This window comes from Pseudomonas sp. BNK-15 (assembly GCF_047456105.1).
GTDB classification, from domain to species: domain Bacteria; phylum Pseudomonadota; class Gammaproteobacteria; order Pseudomonadales; family Pseudomonadaceae; genus Aquipseudomonas; species Aquipseudomonas putida_E.
The window spans coordinates 4,709,113-4,727,344 of record NZ_CP179898.1; the positions used below are offsets into that span (position 1 = coordinate 4,709,113).

Sequence of the window (18,232 nt, forward strand, 5' to 3'; positions counted from 1 at the left end):
CCTATTGAAACATGCTGAAACGTTCAAGTCGGGATCATAGTCAATTCGCGCCCTGAGCGTCGAGGATGACGGCTTGCCGGATCAGTCCGTCATCTGCAGGTCGGGCAGCTTCACCCGGAAGGCGCGGGTCAGCCCCAGCAGGCAGACGAAGCCTGCGGCCATCCAGCACAGGCCGATGGTGAACGACATGCTCGACAGGCTGCTCCACAGCCACAGTGTGCTCAAAAAGCCCAGCGCCGGCAGCGCGCCATATAGCAGGCAGTTGCGTGTGCCACGCAGCTTCTGGTCGACCAGGTAATGCTTGACCACCGCCAGGTTGACTGCAGAGAAGGCGAACAGCGCGCCGAAGCTGATCATGTTGGCGACGGTGTCCAGGGTGATGAACAGGGCGACCAGCGACAAGGTGCTGACCAGCATGATTGCCGTGGCCGGCACGCGCTTTTTCGTCACCAGGCGGCCAAAGGCCCGCGGCAATGCACCGTCGCGGCCCATGGCGAACAGCACGCGGGACACGCTGGCCTGGGACACCATGGCCGAGGCGAAGCAGCCGGCCACGTAGGTGGCGGTAAAGCCGGTCACCAGCAGTTCGCCACCGACATGGCGCATCACATCCACCGAGGCGGAGTCCGGGTCAGCGAAAGATGTCCAATCGGGGAAGACCATCTGGGCGCAGTACGACACCAGCAGAAACAGCAGGCCACCGATCACCGACACTGCCATGATGGCCTGCGGGATACGCCGGGTCGGGTCGCTGGTTTCCTCGGCCATGGTCGACACGGCGTCGAAGCCCAGAAAAGACAGGCACAGCACCGCAGCGCCGGCCATGACCAGCGCAACGCTGAAGCCCTCATGGTGGAACGGTGCCAGCAATGACACCGGCGCGCTCTGGTCGCTGAGGTTGCGCACCGACAGCGCGACGAAGACGACGATGAACACCAGTTGCGCAACCACCAGTATCCAGTTGACCCGTGTGATCGACTCGATGCCGATCAGGTTGAGGAAGGTGACCAGGGCGATTGAGCCGAGCACCCACACCCAGGCAGGCACCGCCGGGAAGTACTCGGACATGTAGATGCCAATCAGCAGGTAGCTGAGCAAGGGCAGGAAGATGTAGTCGAGCAGCAGGGTCCAGCCGGCGATGAAACCAAAGTGGCTGCCGAAGGCTTTGCGGGTGTAGGTGTAGACCGAGCCGGAGTAGGGGTGGGCCTGGACCATGCGGCCGTAACTGTAGGCGGTGAGCAACATGGCGGCGAGGGTCAGCAGGTAGGCGGTGGGCAGGTGCCCTTTGGTCATCTGGGTGACCAGCCCGTAGGTGGTGAACACGGCCAGGGGGACCATGTAGGCGAGGCCGAACAGCACCAGCGCGGTCATGCCCATGGATTTTCTGAAGCGGCCTGAAGCGGTGGGGTGCGACGCAGGGTGGGGCGGATGGGCTGTATTTGTTGTTGTATGCATTGCTGACTCCTGGTTCTGGATGCAGGACGCCGCAATATGCGAGCAGGCTCGATACTGTTGATGGCGTTGGATCAGGGGCAGAGCTTGAGGTGGGACGTGGGAATGCTCCCACACTCGCGGCGCACCCGAAATCACCCTTTGGGGGGAGCCTGTACGGTACCCACACGCAGGTGACGCGCTAGGCCAGCAGGCTTTCCAGGTTGTGCAGGATCGAGGCTGCGTCGTAGGGCTTGCGCACCACCGGCACATGCTTCAAATGGTCGGGGATGTTCATGCTGTCGCCATAGCCGGTGGCGAACAGGAAGGGGATGCCCAGGCTTGTGAGCGCTTCGGCCACGGCAATGGAGGTGCCGGTGCCCAGGTTGATGTCCAGTACTGCGACATCCGGCGTGTGGCTGGCAATCAGCTTCAGGGCTTCGGCTTCAGAGCTTGCGGTGAGCACATCCTGCACCTGCGCATCGGCCAGAATCTGCTCAAGGCCAACCGCAATCACCAACTGGTCTTCGAGTATGAGCACACGCGCATTGACCAGGCTGCTGCAGTCTACCTGTGGCTGCTGTGCAACCGCCGGGGTATCGCTGGCGAGCTCTTCGGCCAGCGTCAGGTGCTTTGCCGGAATCCGGAAGAACCCTTGCAGGCCCTCTGGTCGGTATTCAAGGGTGCTGCTGCCACCGAGGTCGAACGGGATGCTTCGTTCGATCAGAACCGAGCCGAAGCCGCTGCGCGTCGGTGCCCGTACGGTTGGCCCGCCGCTTTCGCGCCATGTGATGTCGCAGGCCCCGCCCGTGTCGACAACCCAGTTGACGGTCAACTTGCCGCCCGCCCTGGACAGGGCGCCGTACTTTGCCGCATTGGTCGCCAGCTCATGAAGCACCAGAGCCATCACCGAATAGGCGCGGGCATCGAGCAGCAGCCCCGGGCCCTTGATCACCAGTGCATCGGCGCTGGTGCGGTACGGCGACAGCTCAGCCTCCAGCAAGCTGGCAAAACGGCCGCCACCGTCACCCCGGACCACCTGATCATGTGCCAGGGACAACGCCTGGATACGCCCCTTGAGCGTCGCCACATAACCACTGAGCGTCTGGTTTTCCGAGGTGGGGTGGGCGACCAGCGCACCGATGAGCGCAAGAATGTTCTTCACCCGGTGGTTGAGCTCCTCGTTGAGCATCCGCTGGCGAACATCCGCCCTGGAACGCTCATCGGCCAGCAGCTCACTGTTATGCAGCGCGACCTCGACCACCGCCGCACGGATGGCTTCGCCAAACTGGCGGTCTTGCTCGGACCAGGGCAGGCAGTGGTGGTGGACTGTCTGCTTCCACACGGCGAAGCTCTTGCGGGGGGTGAGGCGGTCACCCAGGGGGCCGTTCTCGTAGGTCTTGTTGGGGTCACCGGCCCAATCCAGGGTTTCGATCACCTCCTTGCGAAACAGCATGAGGTAGTCCCGTGGGTGCTGCGACATCGGGATGATCAGTACCCCCGAGACCTCCGTGGCATAGTCCTGGGCTGCAGGGTGCGCCAGCGACAGGCAGTTCGACGCCCAAGTGCGGCCTTCGGCGACACCCTCGGCGAAGCTGAGCAGCCCGGGCACCGCCTGCCTTGGCGGCGTCAGCCCGGCTACGGTCCATTGGCCTTGCAACGACATGCCAATGCCATCGCAGGGGATGAGGGCCTGGAAGTCGCTCAGGCGAGCGCGCAGCAGTTCATCGATGGCCGTTGTGCGGTGAGCATCGTGCAGCAGGTTGTCCAGCACCTGCCGGGCGTGGGCAGCGGCCTCCAGGGTTTGCCTGGCCTGCAGTGTCTGGATATGCAGGGAAAAGAACTCGCCGAACATTTCTGCGGCCACCCGTTGGCCCATGCTCAGCGTGCGTGGTGCGTAATGGTGGCAGGCGATCAGCCCCCAAAGGGCACCGTCGACGATCACTGAAATGGACATGGATGCGCCCACGCCCATGTTGTTCAGGTATTCGCAGTGAATCGGTGAAACGCTGCGCAGGTGCGCGTAGGACAGGTCGAGCGGCTCGCCAGACAAATCCAGCACCGGCTCGAGCGGCACGGTCTTGAAGTTGGCGTCGGCAATCACCCTCACAGGGTTGCGCAAATACAGTGCACGGGCCTGCTGGGGAATATCCGATGCCGGAAAGTATTGCCCCAGAAAGCTTTCAAGCCCACTACGCCGGGCTTCGGCTACAACCTTGCCCGCGCCGTCGGCGCCGAGCTGATAGATCATCACGCGGTCGTAACCCAGCAGTGCACGAACACGCTTGGCGGTATCGGCCACAAGCCTGTCGGAGCGGTCGATCTCGCGCAACTGGGCGATGACCGTGCGCACCAGTTCGATCGGTTCGGCGATGCTCTGGCTGGCGGGCTCGAACTCGAGGATGACAGTGCCCTTGAACAGGTGGGCAGACACATCGAACGCCTGGCCTGAAGCCAGCGGCACGCCGAATGACAGCGCTGGCCGGGAAGCTTCCTTCACACGTGCCAGGGAGTTGCGAACCGTGTGGGCAGCCTCTACACCGATGATCGCCTCCAGTCGTTGACCATTGACGCCGCCGGCCACGCTAAGCATTTGGGGGGTATTTGCGGAGTGGCGCAGGACCAGGCTGGCAGAGGCGTCGCAAGCGAGCAGACAGCCGTGTGGCTGAATGCTGCCCGGTATCTGGATCGGCTCGCGATCACAATTGGTCAAGTTGACGTGAGGTTGCAAGGTCATGGGTTCCCGCCGGCAGTGCATAGGCCGGCTGCCTGTGTGACCGCCGAGCATGTTCAAGCAAACGCAGTGTTTACAGTCGTATTCATGGGCGAGTCTAGCCTGCGCCTATGGCTTAGTCACCTTGGCGTCGTAGAGGTTTCGCGAGCTTTTGCCCAAATGGCCATCAGTGGGCACCGGTGTATTGGCGTGGATGTGCAGGCTTGAGCCAAGGACGCCGGGGCGGGCCTACTTATGCCAGAAAGTGCGGTTCGTTGGGCGCATCATTGTGTGCATCCTGGCGGATGTCGAGATATACGGCAGCTGCGCACACGCCGACCAGGCCTACCGTGGCGATCACGATGTCACCCAGCAACATGCCAGCGAGCAGGGTCAACAAACTCAGCCTACAGAACAGCGCCATGGCCACCTCCTTGGCAGTTGGGTTGCGCAATGCCCCGTACCTTACCGCCCAAGGCTCAAGGATGCAGCCTGGCCTGGCTGCTGTGGCACTCCTTGCGCCTGCTTTGGCAGAACAAGCGCCTTCGGGGCACAGCAGTGATGCTCCCATGTGATCCGGTATCCGGGTGGCCAACACGCCGATGCACATCATCACCGGGTGCTGCAGTTTTGCCATGAACCTTTGGTTCAGAAACCTTCCAGCACGACCTTGCCGCGGGCCTTACCGCTTTCGAGCAGGGTATGGGCGCGCCTGAGGTTGTCAGCGTTGATCGTGCCGAAGTGCTCGCCTACGGTGGTTTTGAGCACACCCTCGTCGATCAGGGCCGATACGCGCTCGAGCAACTGATGCTGCTTGATCATGTCTTCGGTGGTGTAAAGCGAACGCGTGAACATCAGCTCCCAGTGCAGGGACAGTGACTTGCGTTTGAGCGGCACGACGTCAAGCTGTACGGGGTCATCGATCAGCGCAAGCTTGCCTTGCGGCCGCAGCACTTCCACCAATTGCGCCAGGTAAGTGTCGGTGTGCGTCAGGCTGATCACGTAATCCACTGGCTCCAGCTTGAGTGCCGCCAGCTGTTGTGGAATCGAAACCGAGTGATCGATGACGTGGTGGGCGCCCACTTCGCTGACCCATTGCTGGGTTTGCGGGCGGGAGGCCGTGCCGATCACGGTCAGTTGGGTGAGCTGCCTGGCCAGTTGCACCAGGATCGAGCCGACGCCGCCAGCGGCGCCAATGATCAGCAGGCTTTGCCCCTTGCCACCGTGCTGCTCGACGCTCAGCCGGTCGAACAGCAACTCCCAGGCGGTGATGGACGTCAGCGGCAAGGCTGCAGCGCTGGCATTGTCCAGGCTGCGGGGTTTGCGCCCGACGATGCGCTCATCCACCAGATGATACTCGCTGTAGCTGCCAGGGCGGTCGATGGCACCGGCATAGAACACCTCGTCACCTGGCTGGAACAGTGTCACGGCATTGCCGACCTCGCGCACGATACCTACCGCATCCCAGCCCAGCACCTGGGGTTGGTCGGCGCTGCGTGACGCGCGCACTTTGGTATCGACCGGGTTTACCGCAATGGCCTTGATTTCGACCAACAGATCACGGGCACCCGGGGTTGGGTTGGGCAGGTCTGCCTCATACAGCGACTGCGGGTCTTCAATCGGCAAACCGGGTTGGGTGAAAACAATGGCCTTCATTGCCATTACCTCGATAGGGAAGGAGTGCTGGTCAGGCTATCTGCATTGTGTTGAGTCAAAAACAGGGGAAATTGGATAAGACTTTCACTTTTCCAGTGAAAGTCAGGCGGGCCCCGCATGTTTCGGTCGGTGCGGATCAAAGCCTCTGCAGTGCCGGCGTTGGCTCACCGCAGAGTGACAGCACCCCTCGTTCTGGCGAGTTGAACATCGACTTGAGGTTGCTTTCGATATTGCGGCAAAAGTCTTCGGTGCGGATGCGGTGCTGGCTGTTGCCGAAAGGCGCCTGAAGGTCCGTGCCGATGCGCTCCATGGCCAGCAGCATGCAGCCCACGACTGTCGACACGACCGGTGTGAACCAGCCCAGGGACGGGACTAGGCTCAGCGGCATGATGATGCAGAACAGCGTGCCAAACAGTCTTGGGAAATACACATAAGGGTAGGGCAGCGGTGTATTGGCGATACGCTCCATGCCACCTTGCCAGTTCGAAAGGTCTACCAGCGTCGACTCGATGCGCGCCAGCCTGATGCTGTCCAGCCGGCCTTCGTTGAACTCGCGCGTGATCAGTTCTGCCGAACCGCTGAGAATGTCGTTGGGCAAATTGCTGGTTCCCGCCAGGCGGGCCCGTTCACTTTCAGTGAGCAAAGCGGCCAGCGCTTCAGGGTTCTTGTCACCGCCCAGGTGCATGCGCAGGGCATGCAGGTAAGCCACATGCCGCCGCATGAGTTGGGCTTTTACCGGGTTCAGGTCATGGGTATCGTCGATGAGGGTAAGTACCTGCCTGCCCAGGCTGCGGGAGCTGTTGACCATCGAGCCCCACAGTGTCCTGGCCTCCCACCAGCGATTGTACGCACTGGAGTTGCGAAAGCTGATAAGCACCACCAGCGCGGAACACAAGAGCGTCAGGGGCATCAGGGGCAGCTCGAGCTCGTAGCCTGTGACCAGCATGGCATCAAACGTAACAACTACGTCCCACAGCAATAACCAGAGCAGCGACCAGCCGACGTATGTCACCGTCCTGGCCAGGCATTTCCATTTCATATCCAGTGCATGGGTCATGGCAGAACTCCTTGTAAGCCCAAAAAAGACGGGGGAAAGCGCCTTTGCTGGGGACAGGTTAAGGTGCCAGACTTAATCGCAGCTTAATCTTGAGCCTAAGTATGGTGAGCCTTCCGGCGCTTGGCGCAGGTATGCGACCATGGCCGACAGTTGCCATTAAGAGACAGGTTATGGATCGCGAACGTCCTGGCATTTACAGCCCTACTGGCGCATCTGCAGCGCAGAGCCAGGAACATGCGTTTCCAACCAATACTGCCGAGCGATTGCAGCTGGCGCTCGATGCAGGCGCGATCATCGGCACCTGGTTATGGGATATCCCCAATAACCAGGTCACAGCCGATGAACGCTTCTCCCGATCCTTCGGGCTGCCCGCCGACAGGTGCATGGCGGGCATACCGATCGAAGAAGCGTTTGCCTCGATTCACCCGCACGACCAAGAGCGTGTCTGGGCCGACATCCAGCAAGCGATGGGCCGCGGTGGTGCGTTCAGGTGCGAATACCGGGTTAGACACGATGATGGCGGCTATCGATGGGTCGAGGCCAATGGCCGTGCACAGCTCGACCCACAAGGTGTGGCAGTGAGGTTCCCTGGCATACTCATGGATATCGAATCGCGCCGCTCGGCAGAGGCTGAGCGCGACAGGATGTCGGCCCTGCTGCGAACATTCACGGCAGCGGTGCCAGGGGTTGTCTATGCCAAGGACCTGGCAGGACGCATGCTGGTGGCCAATCATGGTGCCACGCAACTGATCGGCAAGCCGCCGGAGTTCTACCTGGGAAAGACCGATATCGAGTTCCTGGAGGACAAAGCCCAGGCTCGCCAGGTGATGGAAACAGATCAGCGCATCATGCATGGTGGGGTAGCCGAGCAGATCGAAGAGCAGGTGGACATGCCCGATGGCTCGGCAACTTACTGGCTTTCCATCAAGGCCCCGCTGTTGAGCGACACCGGAGAAGTCATGGGGCTGATCGGGTCCTCTATCGATGTAACGGCCCGGAAAAATGCTGAATCCAAGTTACTTGAGCTCAACCGCACGCTGGAAGCACGCATCGAGCAAGCCGTTGCCGAACGTGAAGCGGCGCAGGCGGCACTTCGTCAGTCACAAAAGATGGAAGCGGTCGGCCAGCTGACCGGGGGGATTGCCCACGACTTCAACAACCTCCTGGCAGGTATCACCGGCAGCCTCGACCTGATCAAGCTGCGCCTGAAACAGGGTCGAGTCGCCGATGTGGAGCGCTACTTGTCGGTGGCGCAGGGGGCGGCGCAGCGGGCTGCCTCGCTCACGCACAGGTTGCTGGCCTTCTCTCGTCGGCAGACGTTGCTGCCCGAGCATACAGATGTGAATACGTTGATCAGCGACATGGAAGAGCTGATTCGTCGGACGGTCGGCCCTTCGATTCACCTTCAGGTGGAATTGGGTGCCCAGGCAAGCACCTGCCTGGTTGACCCGGCGCAAGTCGAAAATGCGCTGCTCAATCTTTGTATCAATGCCCGTGATGCCGGTGGCAGCGAGATAGCCGTCACTACTTCAAACCAGTTTCTGCCGCAGGGGCCTGGGCTGGATCCAGAGCTCAACGCCGGAATGTTCCTGACCATTTGCGTGGCCGACGATGGTATCGGCATGAATGCCGAGACACTCAGCCGCGCATTCGAGCCCTTTTTCACGACCAAACCAGTTGGCGCAGGCACCGGGCTGGGCTTGTCGATGATCTATGGGTTCGCCAAGCAGTCCGGGGGCCAGGTCAAGATTGAATCGCAGGAGGGCGCCGGCACACGCGTCTTCCTTCAGTTACCCAGCCACGCCGCCCAGGTCGACAGGGAGGTGTGTGAGCAAACACCGGTCAAGGTGCCAACAGCGTTGTCCGGTGAAACGGTATTGGTGGTCGACGACGAGCCCTCGGTGCGCATGTTTGTCAGCGAAACCCTGGGCAGCTGTGGTTACGTAGTGATTGAAGCCGCCGACAGCTTGGCGGGCCTGCAACTGCTGCGCTCGGATACCCGTATCGACCTGTTGGTGACGGACATTGGCTTGCCGGGCGGTATTGACGGTCGGCAGATGGCGCAGACCGGCCGCCTTTGCAGGCCGGGGTTGCCGGTGTTGTTCATGACCGGGTATGCGCAACCGAATGTGCTGAGCGACACGCCGATGGAGGCGAATACGGCGGTGCTCACAAAACCGTTCGCGCTCGACGCGCTGACACTGAACGTGAATGTTTTGCTGAAACAGACAGGCCGGTAGTTCTGCACTCGGGCAAACCAGGCTGAGTTATTTTCCCATGCCGACTTTTCTTGCCCGGGTTGTGCGCTAGTCTGATCACGCAGATGTAGGTGAATGGGATGTCACAAGAGTTCAAGGGGTAACACCAGTCAGCCAAGCGATTTGGGCCGCTCTGCGGCCCATCGCCGGCAAGCCAGCTCCTACATGTATAACGCAGGCCTCAAGAACTGCGCGCTCCGGGTGGGAGCTGGCTTGCCAGCGATGGGCTGCGTAGCAGCCCTGATAACCCTGACTGACTGGCATAGCGCCCAACGGGCCGTTTTGAGCATTGACCGTGGAGCTTAAGGATGGGGCGTTGCAACGAAGGGGAAGGCGCGTTTTGGTATTTTGGTATTGGCTGGTGTTTGGCTGTTGTGATCACGCTGTTGCTCGGCCCGAACGCGATAGCGGTTGCGGCTGAAGGCCCTGGCCAGTTACCGGGGCCTGCAAAGGAAACCGAAGGCTATGTGGCGACCGCTACATGCCTTGGCTGCCACACCACGCAGGCCCAGGCCTGGAAAGATTCGGACCACGGCTGGGCCATGCGCGAGGCTACCGAGACCAACGTGCTGGGCAACTTCAAGGACGCCGCCTTCGATGAGGCTGGGGTAAAGGCCCGCTTCTTTCGCAAGGCAGACGGTTTTTTCGTCAATACCGAGGGTGAAGATGGGCAGCCGGCAGACTTCCAGATCCTCTACACCTTCGGCCACTACCCGTTGCAACAGTACCTTGTGGCGCTGCCCAGAGGGCGCCTGCAGGCTCTGACCATCGCCTGGGACAGCCGGGCACAGGGCGAGGGCGGGCAGCGCTGGTTCTCACTGTATCCAGGGCAACGTTTTGCCCCCGACGACCCCTTGCACTGGACCGGCCGCTATCAGAACTGGAACGGTATGTGCGCTGACTGCCACTCCACGCAGTTGCTGAAAAACTACGATGATCGGCAGGACAGCTTCGCCAGCACCTGGAAAGAGCAGAATGTCGGCTGCCAGAGCTGTCACGGGCCTGGGCAGGCGCATGTCGACTGGGCGAAGCAGGCCGCGCCGGGCGACCATGCCCAAGCGTCGGCCAAGGACATGGGCCTTGCGGTGGACTACAAGGCATTGGGCAGCCAAGGCCAGGTCGAACAGTGCGCATTCTGCCATAGCCGCCGGCAAACGCTGGGCGTTGGCCAGCTGCCCGGCCACCCGCAGCTTGACCAGAGTTTGCCGGCCACCTTGCGCACCGGCCTCTATCATGCCGATGGGCAGATTGACGGTGAGGTATACGAGTTCGGCTCGTTCACCCAAAGCAAGATGTACGCCGCCGGGGTGGGGTGCACCGATTGCCACAACCCGCACACCAACAAGGTGAAGGTCGAAGGCAACGGCCTGTGCCTGCAATGCCACAACGGCAATCCACCGGTGGCGCGCTTCGCCTCCCTGCAAGCCAAGGACTACGACACGCCGGCTCACCATCATCACGCGCCAGGCAGCCCTGGCGCACAGTGCGCGAGCTGCCACATGCCGACCAAGACCTACATGGTGGTCGACCCACGGCGCGACCACAGCCTGCGCATCCCGCGGCCGGACCTGGCAAGCAAGGTCGACAGCCCCGATGCCTGCACCGCCTGCCACACGGACCAGCAACCGGCCTGGGCGGCCAAGGCCATCGAGGGGTGGTTTGGCGAGCCGCGTCGGCCGGTGCTGTTTGGCGAGGCTTTCCAGGCGGTACGTAATGGCGACGGCATCCCGTTGAGCCTGTTGGGCACGGTGCTGGCCGACAAGGGCAAGCCAGCCATCGTGCGCGCCACTGCTGCCGAACAGATGGCCGACCTCGGCCCACAGGCTCTAATCAGTCTGGGCTGGGCGTTGAAAGACCCGAGCCCGCTGGTGCGTGCCTACGCGGTGTCGGGGTTTGTCAGCGTGCCTGCGGAGCAGCGCCTCAAGCCGCTGTTGCCATTGCTTGAAGACCCCGCCCTGGCGGTACGCGATGAGGCCGTCCGGGCGTTGGCCGATGTGCCTAAGGCGCAGGTGCCTGCCCAGTCTCTGGACGCGTTCAGCACTGCTCTGGCCGACTATGAGACGCGCCTGCGTGGCAATGCGGACCTGCCCGGCGGGCGCTTGAACCTGGCGGTGCTGCTGAGCAGGCAGGGGCGGCAGGGCGAAGCCATGGACCAATACCGGCAGGCTTTGAGGCTGGACCCGTACTTTGTGCCTGCGCGCGTCAACCTGGCCAACCTTGCAACGGGCGAAAATCAGCTGGATGAAGCGGAAAAGGTCCTGCGCGCAGGCGTGGCACTGGACAAGATGCCGGCCACCGATCGGGGCAACCTGGCTTACATGCTGGCCTTGCTGCTGGTGGAGCGACGCCAGCCCGAAGAGGCGCTGGGCTGGATGGAAACCGCGGCTGTCGCGCTGCCGGGCAACACGCGCATTCGCTACAACCAAGGCCTGTTGCTGTCACGCATGAACCGTCGGGATGAAGCGTTGGTGGCTTTGGAACGGGGCCTTGAGCAGGCACCGGACAACGCCGACCTGCTGTACTCGCTGATCTACCTGCATGCCTTGGCCGGTGAGCGCAGTGAGGCCTACGCCTATGTGCAGCGCATGCGCAAAGTGGCCCCCGATGACCCGCGCCTGCAAGGCATCGAGCCCTATTGGCAAAAATATGAAAGTACCAACTGAACTGGCGCGGGCGCCGCAAGCGTCTAGCTTTACCTCGTCACCTGCAGCAGTTGCAAACATCCAGGGGCCTCCTGCCGAGGCCCCGACTGACTAGGATCGGATCAGTGGATATACGTGAGCAGATAGCAGCGCTTGAAGCCAGTGTGGCGCAAAGCGTACTGGGCCAGGCAGATACCATCCGCCATGTGATCCTCGGCTTGCTGGCCAACGGTCACGTATTGCTGGAGAGCCTGCCGGGGCTGGCCAAGACGCGCACGGTCAAGGCCTTGGCCACGCATCTGGAAGCCAGCATGCGGCGCATCCAGTTCACCCCCGACCTGCTGCCATCGGACATCACCGGTGGCGAGATTCTGCAGCAGACCGCGCAGGGGAACGAAATCAAGTTTCAGCCCGGGCCGTTGTTCGGCAACGTGATTCTTGCCGACGAAATCAACCGCGCACCGGCCAAGGTCCAGGCTGCATTGCTGGAGGCCATGGAAGAACGCCAGATCACCGTGGCCGGGCAGAGCTACCCGATGTCCGGGCTGTTCATGGTGCTGGCAACCCAGAACCCGATCGAGCAAGAGGGCACGTACCCGTTGCCCGAGGCGCAGATGGACCGGTTTCTGATGAAACTGCAACTGGACTATCCCAAAGTCGAGGACGAGACCCAGGTGCTGCGCCTGGTGCGCAACGAAGAACAGCAGGCCGGCCGCCCGCATCAGGCGCCTGAGCGCCTGGCCCAGGAGGTGGTGTTCGCGGCGCGCAGCGCTATTGCTGGCATACAGGTAGCGCCTGCGCTCGACCGTTACCTGATCGACCTGATCAATGCCACACGCCACCCCGCTGAGCATGACCCTGACCTGGCGCGCTGGATCAAGATCGGCGCCAGCCCGCGTGGCGGCATCAGCCTGGACCGGGTGGCCCGGGCCCATGCCTGGCTGGCTGGGCAAGACTTCGTCACCCCTGATGACGTGCGTGCGGTGGTGCACCCGGTGTTGCGCCACCGCCTGCAACTTTCTTACGACGCGGTGGCCGATGGTATTGGCCCCGACCAAGTGATCGACCGGTTGCTGGACACAGTGGCGATCCCGGCCTGAACGGAGCAAGCCGATGCAATCGACCCAGGACGGCTTCGTCCATGCCTCGCTCAGCCAGTTGATGGCGTTCGAACACCACGCGCGCGGCTTGAGTTTCGTTGCCCGCCAACCGCTGGCAAGCATCCTGGCGGGCAACCATGCTTCGCGCCTGCGTGGCCGGGGCTTGAGCTTCGACGAGCTGCGCCGGTATATCCCGGGTGACGACCTGCGCCATCTGGACTGGCGTGCGTCGTTGCGTTACGGCAAACCGTTCGTGCGCACCTTCACCGAAGAGCGCGACCGGCCAACGCTGCTGCTGGTCGATCAACGCATGAGCATGTATTTCGGTTCACAGCGCAGCTTCAAGTCGGTCACCGCCGCAGAGCTTGCGGCGTTGTCGGCATGGATTGCCCTGCAGGCCGGTGACCGGGTAGGCGGGCTGGTGTTCGATGATCAGCAGGTGGTGCACATCAAGCCCTTGCGCAGCCGCGCACGGGTACAAGCGCTTTGTGCGGCCGTGGTGCGCAGCAACAACCGCCTTAGCGCAGATGGCCCGGACAGCGAGCATGAGGGGCAACTCGACAACATGCTGCGCACGGCCATCGGCATCGCTGGGCATGATGCCCTGGTCTGCATCATCAGTGACTTTGCCGGGGTGTCGGAGCAGACCTTGAAGCTGCTGCGACAGTTGAGTGCGCACAATGATGTGATCGCCATGCAGGTGTACGACCCTATCGCGCTTGATGTGCCGGACAAGGGGCGGTTGAGCGTGACCCAGGGTGAAATGCAAGTCGAGCTTGAAGTCGGGCGCCGCCAGGTGCACCGGCCATTGGGCGATTTCCTCTCCGGGCGCCTGCAGGCAGTGGCCCAGTTGCTGCGCCGCAGCCAGATCCCCCTGATGATGATCAGTACCGGCGAAGAGGTGCTGGGCCAGGTGCGACGCGAACTGGGGCGGCTGTCCGGAGGTGCCCGATGAGTGTCCGGCCGCCGCCTCCCGCCATCGACCAGCTCAAGGAGCTGCCACTGCCGGTGCCGCCGTTCAGTTATACCCCGCAAACCTGGGGCTGGGCGGTAGTGCTGGCGATCGTGTTGGTGGCCGGGCTGGCCTGTGCCGCCTATGCCTGGCGCCGTTGGCAGCGCAACCGTTATCGGCGTGAAGCGTTGCTGCGGCTGGACGCGCTCGTGGCGGCACTCAACACCCCCGAGCAGCGCTTGCCGGCCCTGCGTGAGTTGCCGGAACTGCTCAAGCGGGTTGCGCTTTCCATGCCTGATGCGCCGCCGGTGCAAAGCCTGTCAGGCCAGCATTGGCAGGGCTTTCTTCAGCAAAGGGCACGTTTTGCCTTGCCGGTGCAGTTTGCCGCGCAACTGCACACCTTGGCCTATGCACCTGACCTGCAGGTGCAAGCGATTGACGATCAAGAACTCAGCACCTTGGTGCACACCTGCAGGCGCTGGATCGAGGTGCATCATGTGGCAGTTTGACTACCTCTGGGTGTTTTTGCTGCTGCCCTTGCCCTGGCTGGCCTACCGTTTCATGCGGCCTTATCGCGAAGCGCACAGCGCACTGCGGGTGCCGTTTTTCTTCGCCATGAGCCGTGCCGTGAACCAGTTGCCGGGCACCTCGCGAAGGTCGGGCGGGCGCTGGCAGGCGCTCATGAACCTGCTGGTATGGGGCCTTCTGGTGGCGGCCTGCGCGCGGCCGGTGCTGGTGGAGAAGGCTATCGAGCATAATCAGCCGATCCGCGACATGCTGCTGGCGATCGATATTTCTCAATCCATGCAGGCCAAGGACTTCACCGATGCCAATGGCCGGCAGGTGGACCGGTTGACGGCAGTCAAAGCGGTGGTGCGCGACTTCATCGCCCAGCGCAAGCAAGACCGCATTGGCCTGATCGTCTTTGGCACCGGTGCCTACCCGCAGGCACCCTTGACCCTGGACCACGCCAGCCTGTCGCTGCTGCTGGATGAGGTCGGGGTCGGTATGGCCGGGCCGAATACCGCGATCGGTGATGCCATTGGCCTTGCCATCAAGCTGCTGGACCAGGCCAAGGAGCAGGAAAAGGTGATGGTGCTGCTCAGCGATGGCAATGACACCGGCAGCGCGATCACGCCCGAACACGCAGCGGCCTTGGCCCGAGAACGGGGTATCGTGGTACATACCATCGGTATCGGCGATCCGCAGGCCAGCGGTGAGGACAAAGTCGACCTGCAGGCGCTTGAAGGCATCGCACGCACCACCGGTGGCAGGTTCTTCCGTGCCGATGACCGGGGCGCGCTGGCCCAGGTATATGCCACGCTCGACCGGATCACCCCGCACACGGTCAAGACCTTCAGCCATCAGCCCAAGCGTGACCTGTTCTGGTGGCCGCTGGGCGCCGCCCTGCTGTTGCTGGCCCTGAGCCACAGCCTGGCTGCGATAGCCAGCACTGTGCGGGCGCGGCCTGCGCAGGGGAGGCCGTGACATGGACATCGACCTCAGTGCATTGCATCTGCTGCGGCCATACTGGTTGTTGCTGTGGATTCCGGCGGCGCTGTTGCCTTGGGCCTGGCAGCGGCGCCATGACCTGAAACGGCAATTGCAAGGCGTCATCGCCCCGCACCTGGTGCAGCATTTGATCATCACGCCTGAACAACGCCAGCGCGTGCGGCCTGTGCATTTGCTGGCAACACTGCTTGGCCTGGGCGCCTTGGCCGCTGCCGGGCCGACATGGCAGCGGGATATCCCGGCGTTCGTCGACAACCGTGCGCCGTTGATTCTTGCGCTGGACCTGTCGCCGTCGATGGACGCCGACGATGTCCCGCCGAGCCGTCTGCAAGCGGCCAAGCACACCCTGCACGACCTGGTGATGCGCAGGGCGGGTGCGCGCACGGCGCTGATCGCCTATGCCGGCAGCGCGCACCTGGTACTGCCGGCTACCGAAGACCCGCACTTGCTCGACACGTTCTTGCAGGCGCTGAGCACTGATTTGATTGCCAAGCCCGGCAAGGACGTGGCGGGGGTGATCGAGGTAGCCAAACGCTTGCTGGCGGCCGAGCAGGTACCCGGCACGCTGGTATTGCTCACCGATGGCGCTGATGCAGGGCAATTGCCAGTGCTTGCGGACGCGCTCAAGGGCAGCGACCTGCAGGTGATGGTGTTGGCAGTCGGCAGCCACGACAGCGGTGTGCTGCACGACGCCCAGGGCCGTGCCCGAATTGCCGCCGACGGGCGCCCGCTGCAGGCCGATTTCGACCAGGATGGCTTGCGCCAGTTAGCCAAGGCTGTCAGCGCCCCGTTGGGTAGCCTGACCTTGAATGACGATGACCTGGACTGGATCGAACTGCATGCGCAGCAGCATTTTCAGGCGGCCCAGGGCGACCCGCAGCAGGTGCACTGGAAGGACGCCGGGTACTGGCTGTGCTGGCCACTTGCACTGATTGCACTGTTGTGCCTGCGCCGTGGCTGGCAGGTGCACTGGATGGCCACTGTGCTGCTGGCGCTGCTGTTGGGCACTCAGCCGCAAACGGCGCGGGCCGGGCCTGTTGCCGATGCGTTCTTCACCCCTGACCAGCAGGGGCGCTGGGCCTTTGAGCATGGTCATTACCCGCAGGCTGCCGCGCACTTCAGCGATCCCTACTGGAAAGGCCTGGCCGCCTACAGCGCCGCCGACTATGACGTTGCCTTGGCCAGCCTGGGCAAGCTCGATACCGCACAGGCGTTTTTCTACCGGGGCAACATCTACGTGCGCCAGTTCAAGTTTCCCCAGGCGGTCCAGGCGTATGAGCAGGCATTGAAACGGCAGCCGAGTTTTGCCGAGGCCAGTGCCAATCTTGCGTTGGCACAGGCGCTGCTCAAAGACTACGAAGATCAGCAAAAGGCGGGCACGCCGGACGAAAAAGCCGACAAGGTGGTGGAGGACCAGACGCCGTCCACAGGCGCCAAACAGAAGCAGCAGCTAACCCCGCAGGCGGCGTCAGATCAGGTTTGGCTGAATAACCTGACCACCTCGCCGGCACAGTTCCTGCGACGCAAGTTCCTGCTTCAGGATGCTTCACGGCAAGCTGCGGAGGGCACACCATGAGGCGCTTGCTATTGCTGTTCACGCTCTGCCTGCCATTGCTCGCGGTGGCAGCACCCGAGGCGCGGGTGCAGGCTCGCCTGGTGCCGGCCGGCGACACGGTGGTGGGTGCGACGCTCGAGTTGCAGGTCGACCTGCTGGTCGACACCTGGTTCACCCAGCCGGCGGTGCTGCCGGCCATCGGGTTGCCGGGTGCCGTGGTGAGCGCGCCTAGCGGCGAAGCGCAGCATTTGAACGAACAACTCGATGGCAAGACCTTCTTCGGCCTGCGTTATACCTACCAGATCACCCCGCAAACGGCCCAAGCCTTCACATTGCCTGCTCAAGCTTTTCAGGTATTCCCGGGCCAGTCGGACACGCCGGTCACGCTCACCAGCGAGCCGCTGGCATTCGTTGCCAAGGCCTTGTCCGGTGACGCTGCCGTGCACCGCCTGGTCGCGCGCAAGGTCAGCCTTGAGCAACAGACGCAGCTGTCGCATTCACCGTTGCGTGCAGGTGACAGCATTACCCGCCGGGTGCTGACGCGTGCCGAGGGCGCCCAGGCGATGCTGATACCGCCGCCGCCACTGGTGGAGATCGAAGGCCTCAAACGCTATGTGCAAACCCCCCGTATTGCGCCGCTCAGTGATGGCAGAGGGGGCTCGAACGGTGGCCAGCGTGAAGACAGCGTGAGCTATGTGGTAGCCGCCGCCGGTGACTACCAGCTGCCCGCGATCGAGCTGCAGTGGTGGGACGCAGCGACCGGTGAGGCCAGGCACGCGACGCTGCCCGCGATCGATGTCACCGTCATTGACGGCGGCTACAAGGCACCGTTTTCCATCGACCAGGACCTGCGCGCGCTCGGCCGCCAGGCACAGTTGCGCCTTTCCGTCCACTGGCTGTGGGCAGTGGGTTTGCTGGTACTTGGCGTGGGCCTGAGCTATTTCGCACGGCCTTGGCTGCAGGTGGCATGGCGGCATTTCAAGGGCTGGCAAGCCGCGCGGCGCGAGGCGCGGTTACAGTCGGCGGACTACGCCTGGCAACTCGCCCGCGATCAACTTGCAGAAAACCCGCCTCAGCTCGGCGGACTGTACTTGTGGATCCGGCGCGTTACGGGCCTGCGCACAATGTCAGAATTTTCCTCAACTTTGCCGTACTCATTGCGAATACGTCTACTAGACTGGCTCCAGAACCGCTACGGCAAAGGCCGCGAAGGCCAGCAGGCCAAGCCGTCGCTGAGCCCGATTCTGCCAGCGCTGCGGCGAGTGCCAGTGAGTGAACGGCAAGTCAGTCATCGCAACGGTTTGAAACCACTCAACCCATGAGCCTTTGGGCTGGACAGGGTAGGCAGCACCGAGG

13 protein-coding genes are annotated in these 18,232 nt (G+C 62.7%); 8 read left to right on the plus strand and 5 right to left on the minus strand.

The genetic code is table 11. The features are described from left to right. Positions 1-81: 81 nt before the first annotated feature. From ACMGF5_RS21555 to ACMGF5_RS21575, 5 genes are all read right to left on the minus strand, one after another. On the minus strand, positions 82-1,455 hold the full coding sequence (locus tag ACMGF5_RS21555; protein ID WP_115274942.1) for an APC family permease: 1,374 nt from the start codon (positions 1,453-1,455) through the stop codon (positions 82-84). Positions 1,456-1,633: 178 nt separating this feature from the next. Further along, positions 1,634-4,168 carry an HWE histidine kinase domain-containing protein gene (locus tag ACMGF5_RS21560; protein ID WP_414157186.1) on the minus strand — a complete coding sequence of 845 codons (2,535 nt, stop codon included), beginning with the start codon at positions 4,166-4,168 and terminating at the stop codon, positions 1,634-1,636. Between the two features lie 229 nt (positions 4,169-4,397). After that, complete coding sequence (locus tag ACMGF5_RS21565; protein WP_414157187.1) at positions 4,398-4,598, minus strand: hypothetical protein; 201 nt, start codon at positions 4,596-4,598, stop codon at positions 4,398-4,400. A 194-nt stretch (positions 4,599-4,792) separates the two neighbouring features. Further along, positions 4,793-5,800 carry a zinc-binding alcohol dehydrogenase family protein gene (locus tag ACMGF5_RS21570; RefSeq protein ID WP_414157188.1) on the minus strand — a complete coding sequence of 336 codons (1,008 nt, stop codon included), beginning with the start codon at positions 5,798-5,800 and terminating at the stop codon, positions 4,793-4,795. A gap of 136 nt (positions 5,801-5,936) precedes the next feature. Further along, positions 5,937-6,857, minus strand: coding sequence for a bestrophin family protein (locus ACMGF5_RS21575; RefSeq protein WP_281869798.1), 921 nt, complete (start codon positions 6,855-6,857; stop codon positions 5,937-5,939). Between the two features lie 170 nt (positions 6,858-7,027). On the opposite strand from ACMGF5_RS21575, the gene ACMGF5_RS21580 reads away from it, so the two are divergent. From ACMGF5_RS21580 to ACMGF5_RS21615, 8 genes are all read left to right on the plus strand, one after another. Next, positions 7,028-9,097 carry a PAS domain-containing sensor histidine kinase gene (locus ACMGF5_RS21580; protein ID WP_115274938.1) on the plus strand — a complete coding sequence of 690 codons (2,070 nt, stop codon included), beginning with the start codon at positions 7,028-7,030 and terminating at the stop codon, positions 9,095-9,097. A gap of 326 nt (positions 9,098-9,423) precedes the next feature. Beyond that, a complete protein-coding gene (locus ACMGF5_RS21585; protein WP_414157189.1) occupies positions 9,424-11,778 on the plus strand; it encodes a tetratricopeptide repeat protein in 2,355 nt (784 codons plus the stop codon). 104 nt (positions 11,779-11,882) lie between these two features. Beyond that, positions 11,883-12,857, plus strand: coding sequence for an AAA family ATPase (locus tag ACMGF5_RS21590; RefSeq protein ID WP_119688995.1), 975 nt, complete (start codon positions 11,883-11,885; stop codon positions 12,855-12,857). A gap of 13 nt (positions 12,858-12,870) precedes the next feature. Continuing rightward, complete coding sequence (locus ACMGF5_RS21595; protein ID WP_115274935.1) at positions 12,871-13,812, plus strand: DUF58 domain-containing protein; 942 nt, start codon at positions 12,871-12,873, stop codon at positions 13,810-13,812. Next, positions 13,809-14,318: a DUF4381 domain-containing protein gene (locus ACMGF5_RS21600; RefSeq protein WP_204917923.1), complete on the plus strand. Its 510-nt coding sequence runs from the start codon at positions 13,809-13,811 to the stop codon at positions 14,316-14,318. Before ACMGF5_RS21595 ends, ACMGF5_RS21600 begins: the two co-directional genes overlap by 4 nt. Further along, complete coding sequence (locus tag ACMGF5_RS21605; protein WP_414157190.1) at positions 14,305-15,297, plus strand: vWA domain-containing protein; 993 nt, start codon at positions 14,305-14,307, stop codon at positions 15,295-15,297. The genes ACMGF5_RS21600 and ACMGF5_RS21605 overlap by 14 nt, the downstream gene beginning before the upstream one ends. Before the next feature lies 1 nt (position 15,298). Further along, on the plus strand, positions 15,299-16,897 hold the full coding sequence (locus ACMGF5_RS21610; protein ID WP_414157191.1) for a VWA domain-containing protein: 1,599 nt from the start codon (positions 15,299-15,301) through the stop codon (positions 16,895-16,897). Further along, complete coding sequence (locus ACMGF5_RS21615; protein WP_414157192.1) at positions 16,894-18,198, plus strand: hypothetical protein; 1,305 nt, start codon at positions 16,894-16,896, stop codon at positions 18,196-18,198. The genes ACMGF5_RS21610 and ACMGF5_RS21615 overlap by 4 nt, the downstream gene beginning before the upstream one ends. The last annotated feature ends 34 nt before the right edge of the window (positions 18,199-18,232 follow it).

What these genes read in the sequence shown, in the direction of transcription:
- ACMGF5_RS21600 (WP_204917923.1), top strand. Translation starts at nt 13,809, where the DNA reads ATGAGTGTCCGGCCGCCGCCTCCCGCCATCGACCAGCTCAAGGAGCTG.
- ACMGF5_RS21615 (WP_414157192.1), top strand. Translation starts at nt 16,894, where the DNA reads ATGAGGCGCTTGCTATTGCTGTTCACGCTCTGCCTGCCATTGCTCGCG.
- ACMGF5_RS21555 (WP_115274942.1), bottom strand. Translation starts at nt 1,455, where the DNA reads ATGCATACAACAACAAATACAGCCCATCCGCCCCACCCTGCGTCGCAC.
- ACMGF5_RS21610 (WP_414157191.1), top strand. Translation starts at nt 15,299, where the DNA reads ATGGACATCGACCTCAGTGCATTGCATCTGCTGCGGCCATACTGGTTG.
- ACMGF5_RS21595 (WP_115274935.1), top strand. Translation starts at nt 12,871, where the DNA reads ATGCAATCGACCCAGGACGGCTTCGTCCATGCCTCGCTCAGCCAGTTG.
- ACMGF5_RS21605 (WP_414157190.1), top strand. Translation starts at nt 14,305, where the DNA reads ATGTGGCAGTTTGACTACCTCTGGGTGTTTTTGCTGCTGCCCTTGCCC.
- ACMGF5_RS21580 (WP_115274938.1), top strand. Translation starts at nt 7,028, where the DNA reads ATGGATCGCGAACGTCCTGGCATTTACAGCCCTACTGGCGCATCTGCA.
- ACMGF5_RS21560 (WP_414157186.1), bottom strand. Translation starts at nt 4,168, where the DNA reads ATGACCTTGCAACCTCACGTCAACTTGACCAATTGTGATCGCGAGCCG.
- ACMGF5_RS21585 (WP_414157189.1), top strand. Translation starts at nt 9,424, where the DNA reads ATGGGGCGTTGCAACGAAGGGGAAGGCGCGTTTTGGTATTTTGGTATT.
- ACMGF5_RS21575 (WP_281869798.1), bottom strand. Translation starts at nt 6,857, where the DNA reads ATGACCCATGCACTGGATATGAAATGGAAATGCCTGGCCAGGACGGTG.
- ACMGF5_RS21570 (WP_414157188.1), bottom strand. Translation starts at nt 5,800, where the DNA reads ATGAAGGCCATTGTTTTCACCCAACCCGGTTTGCCGATTGAAGACCCG.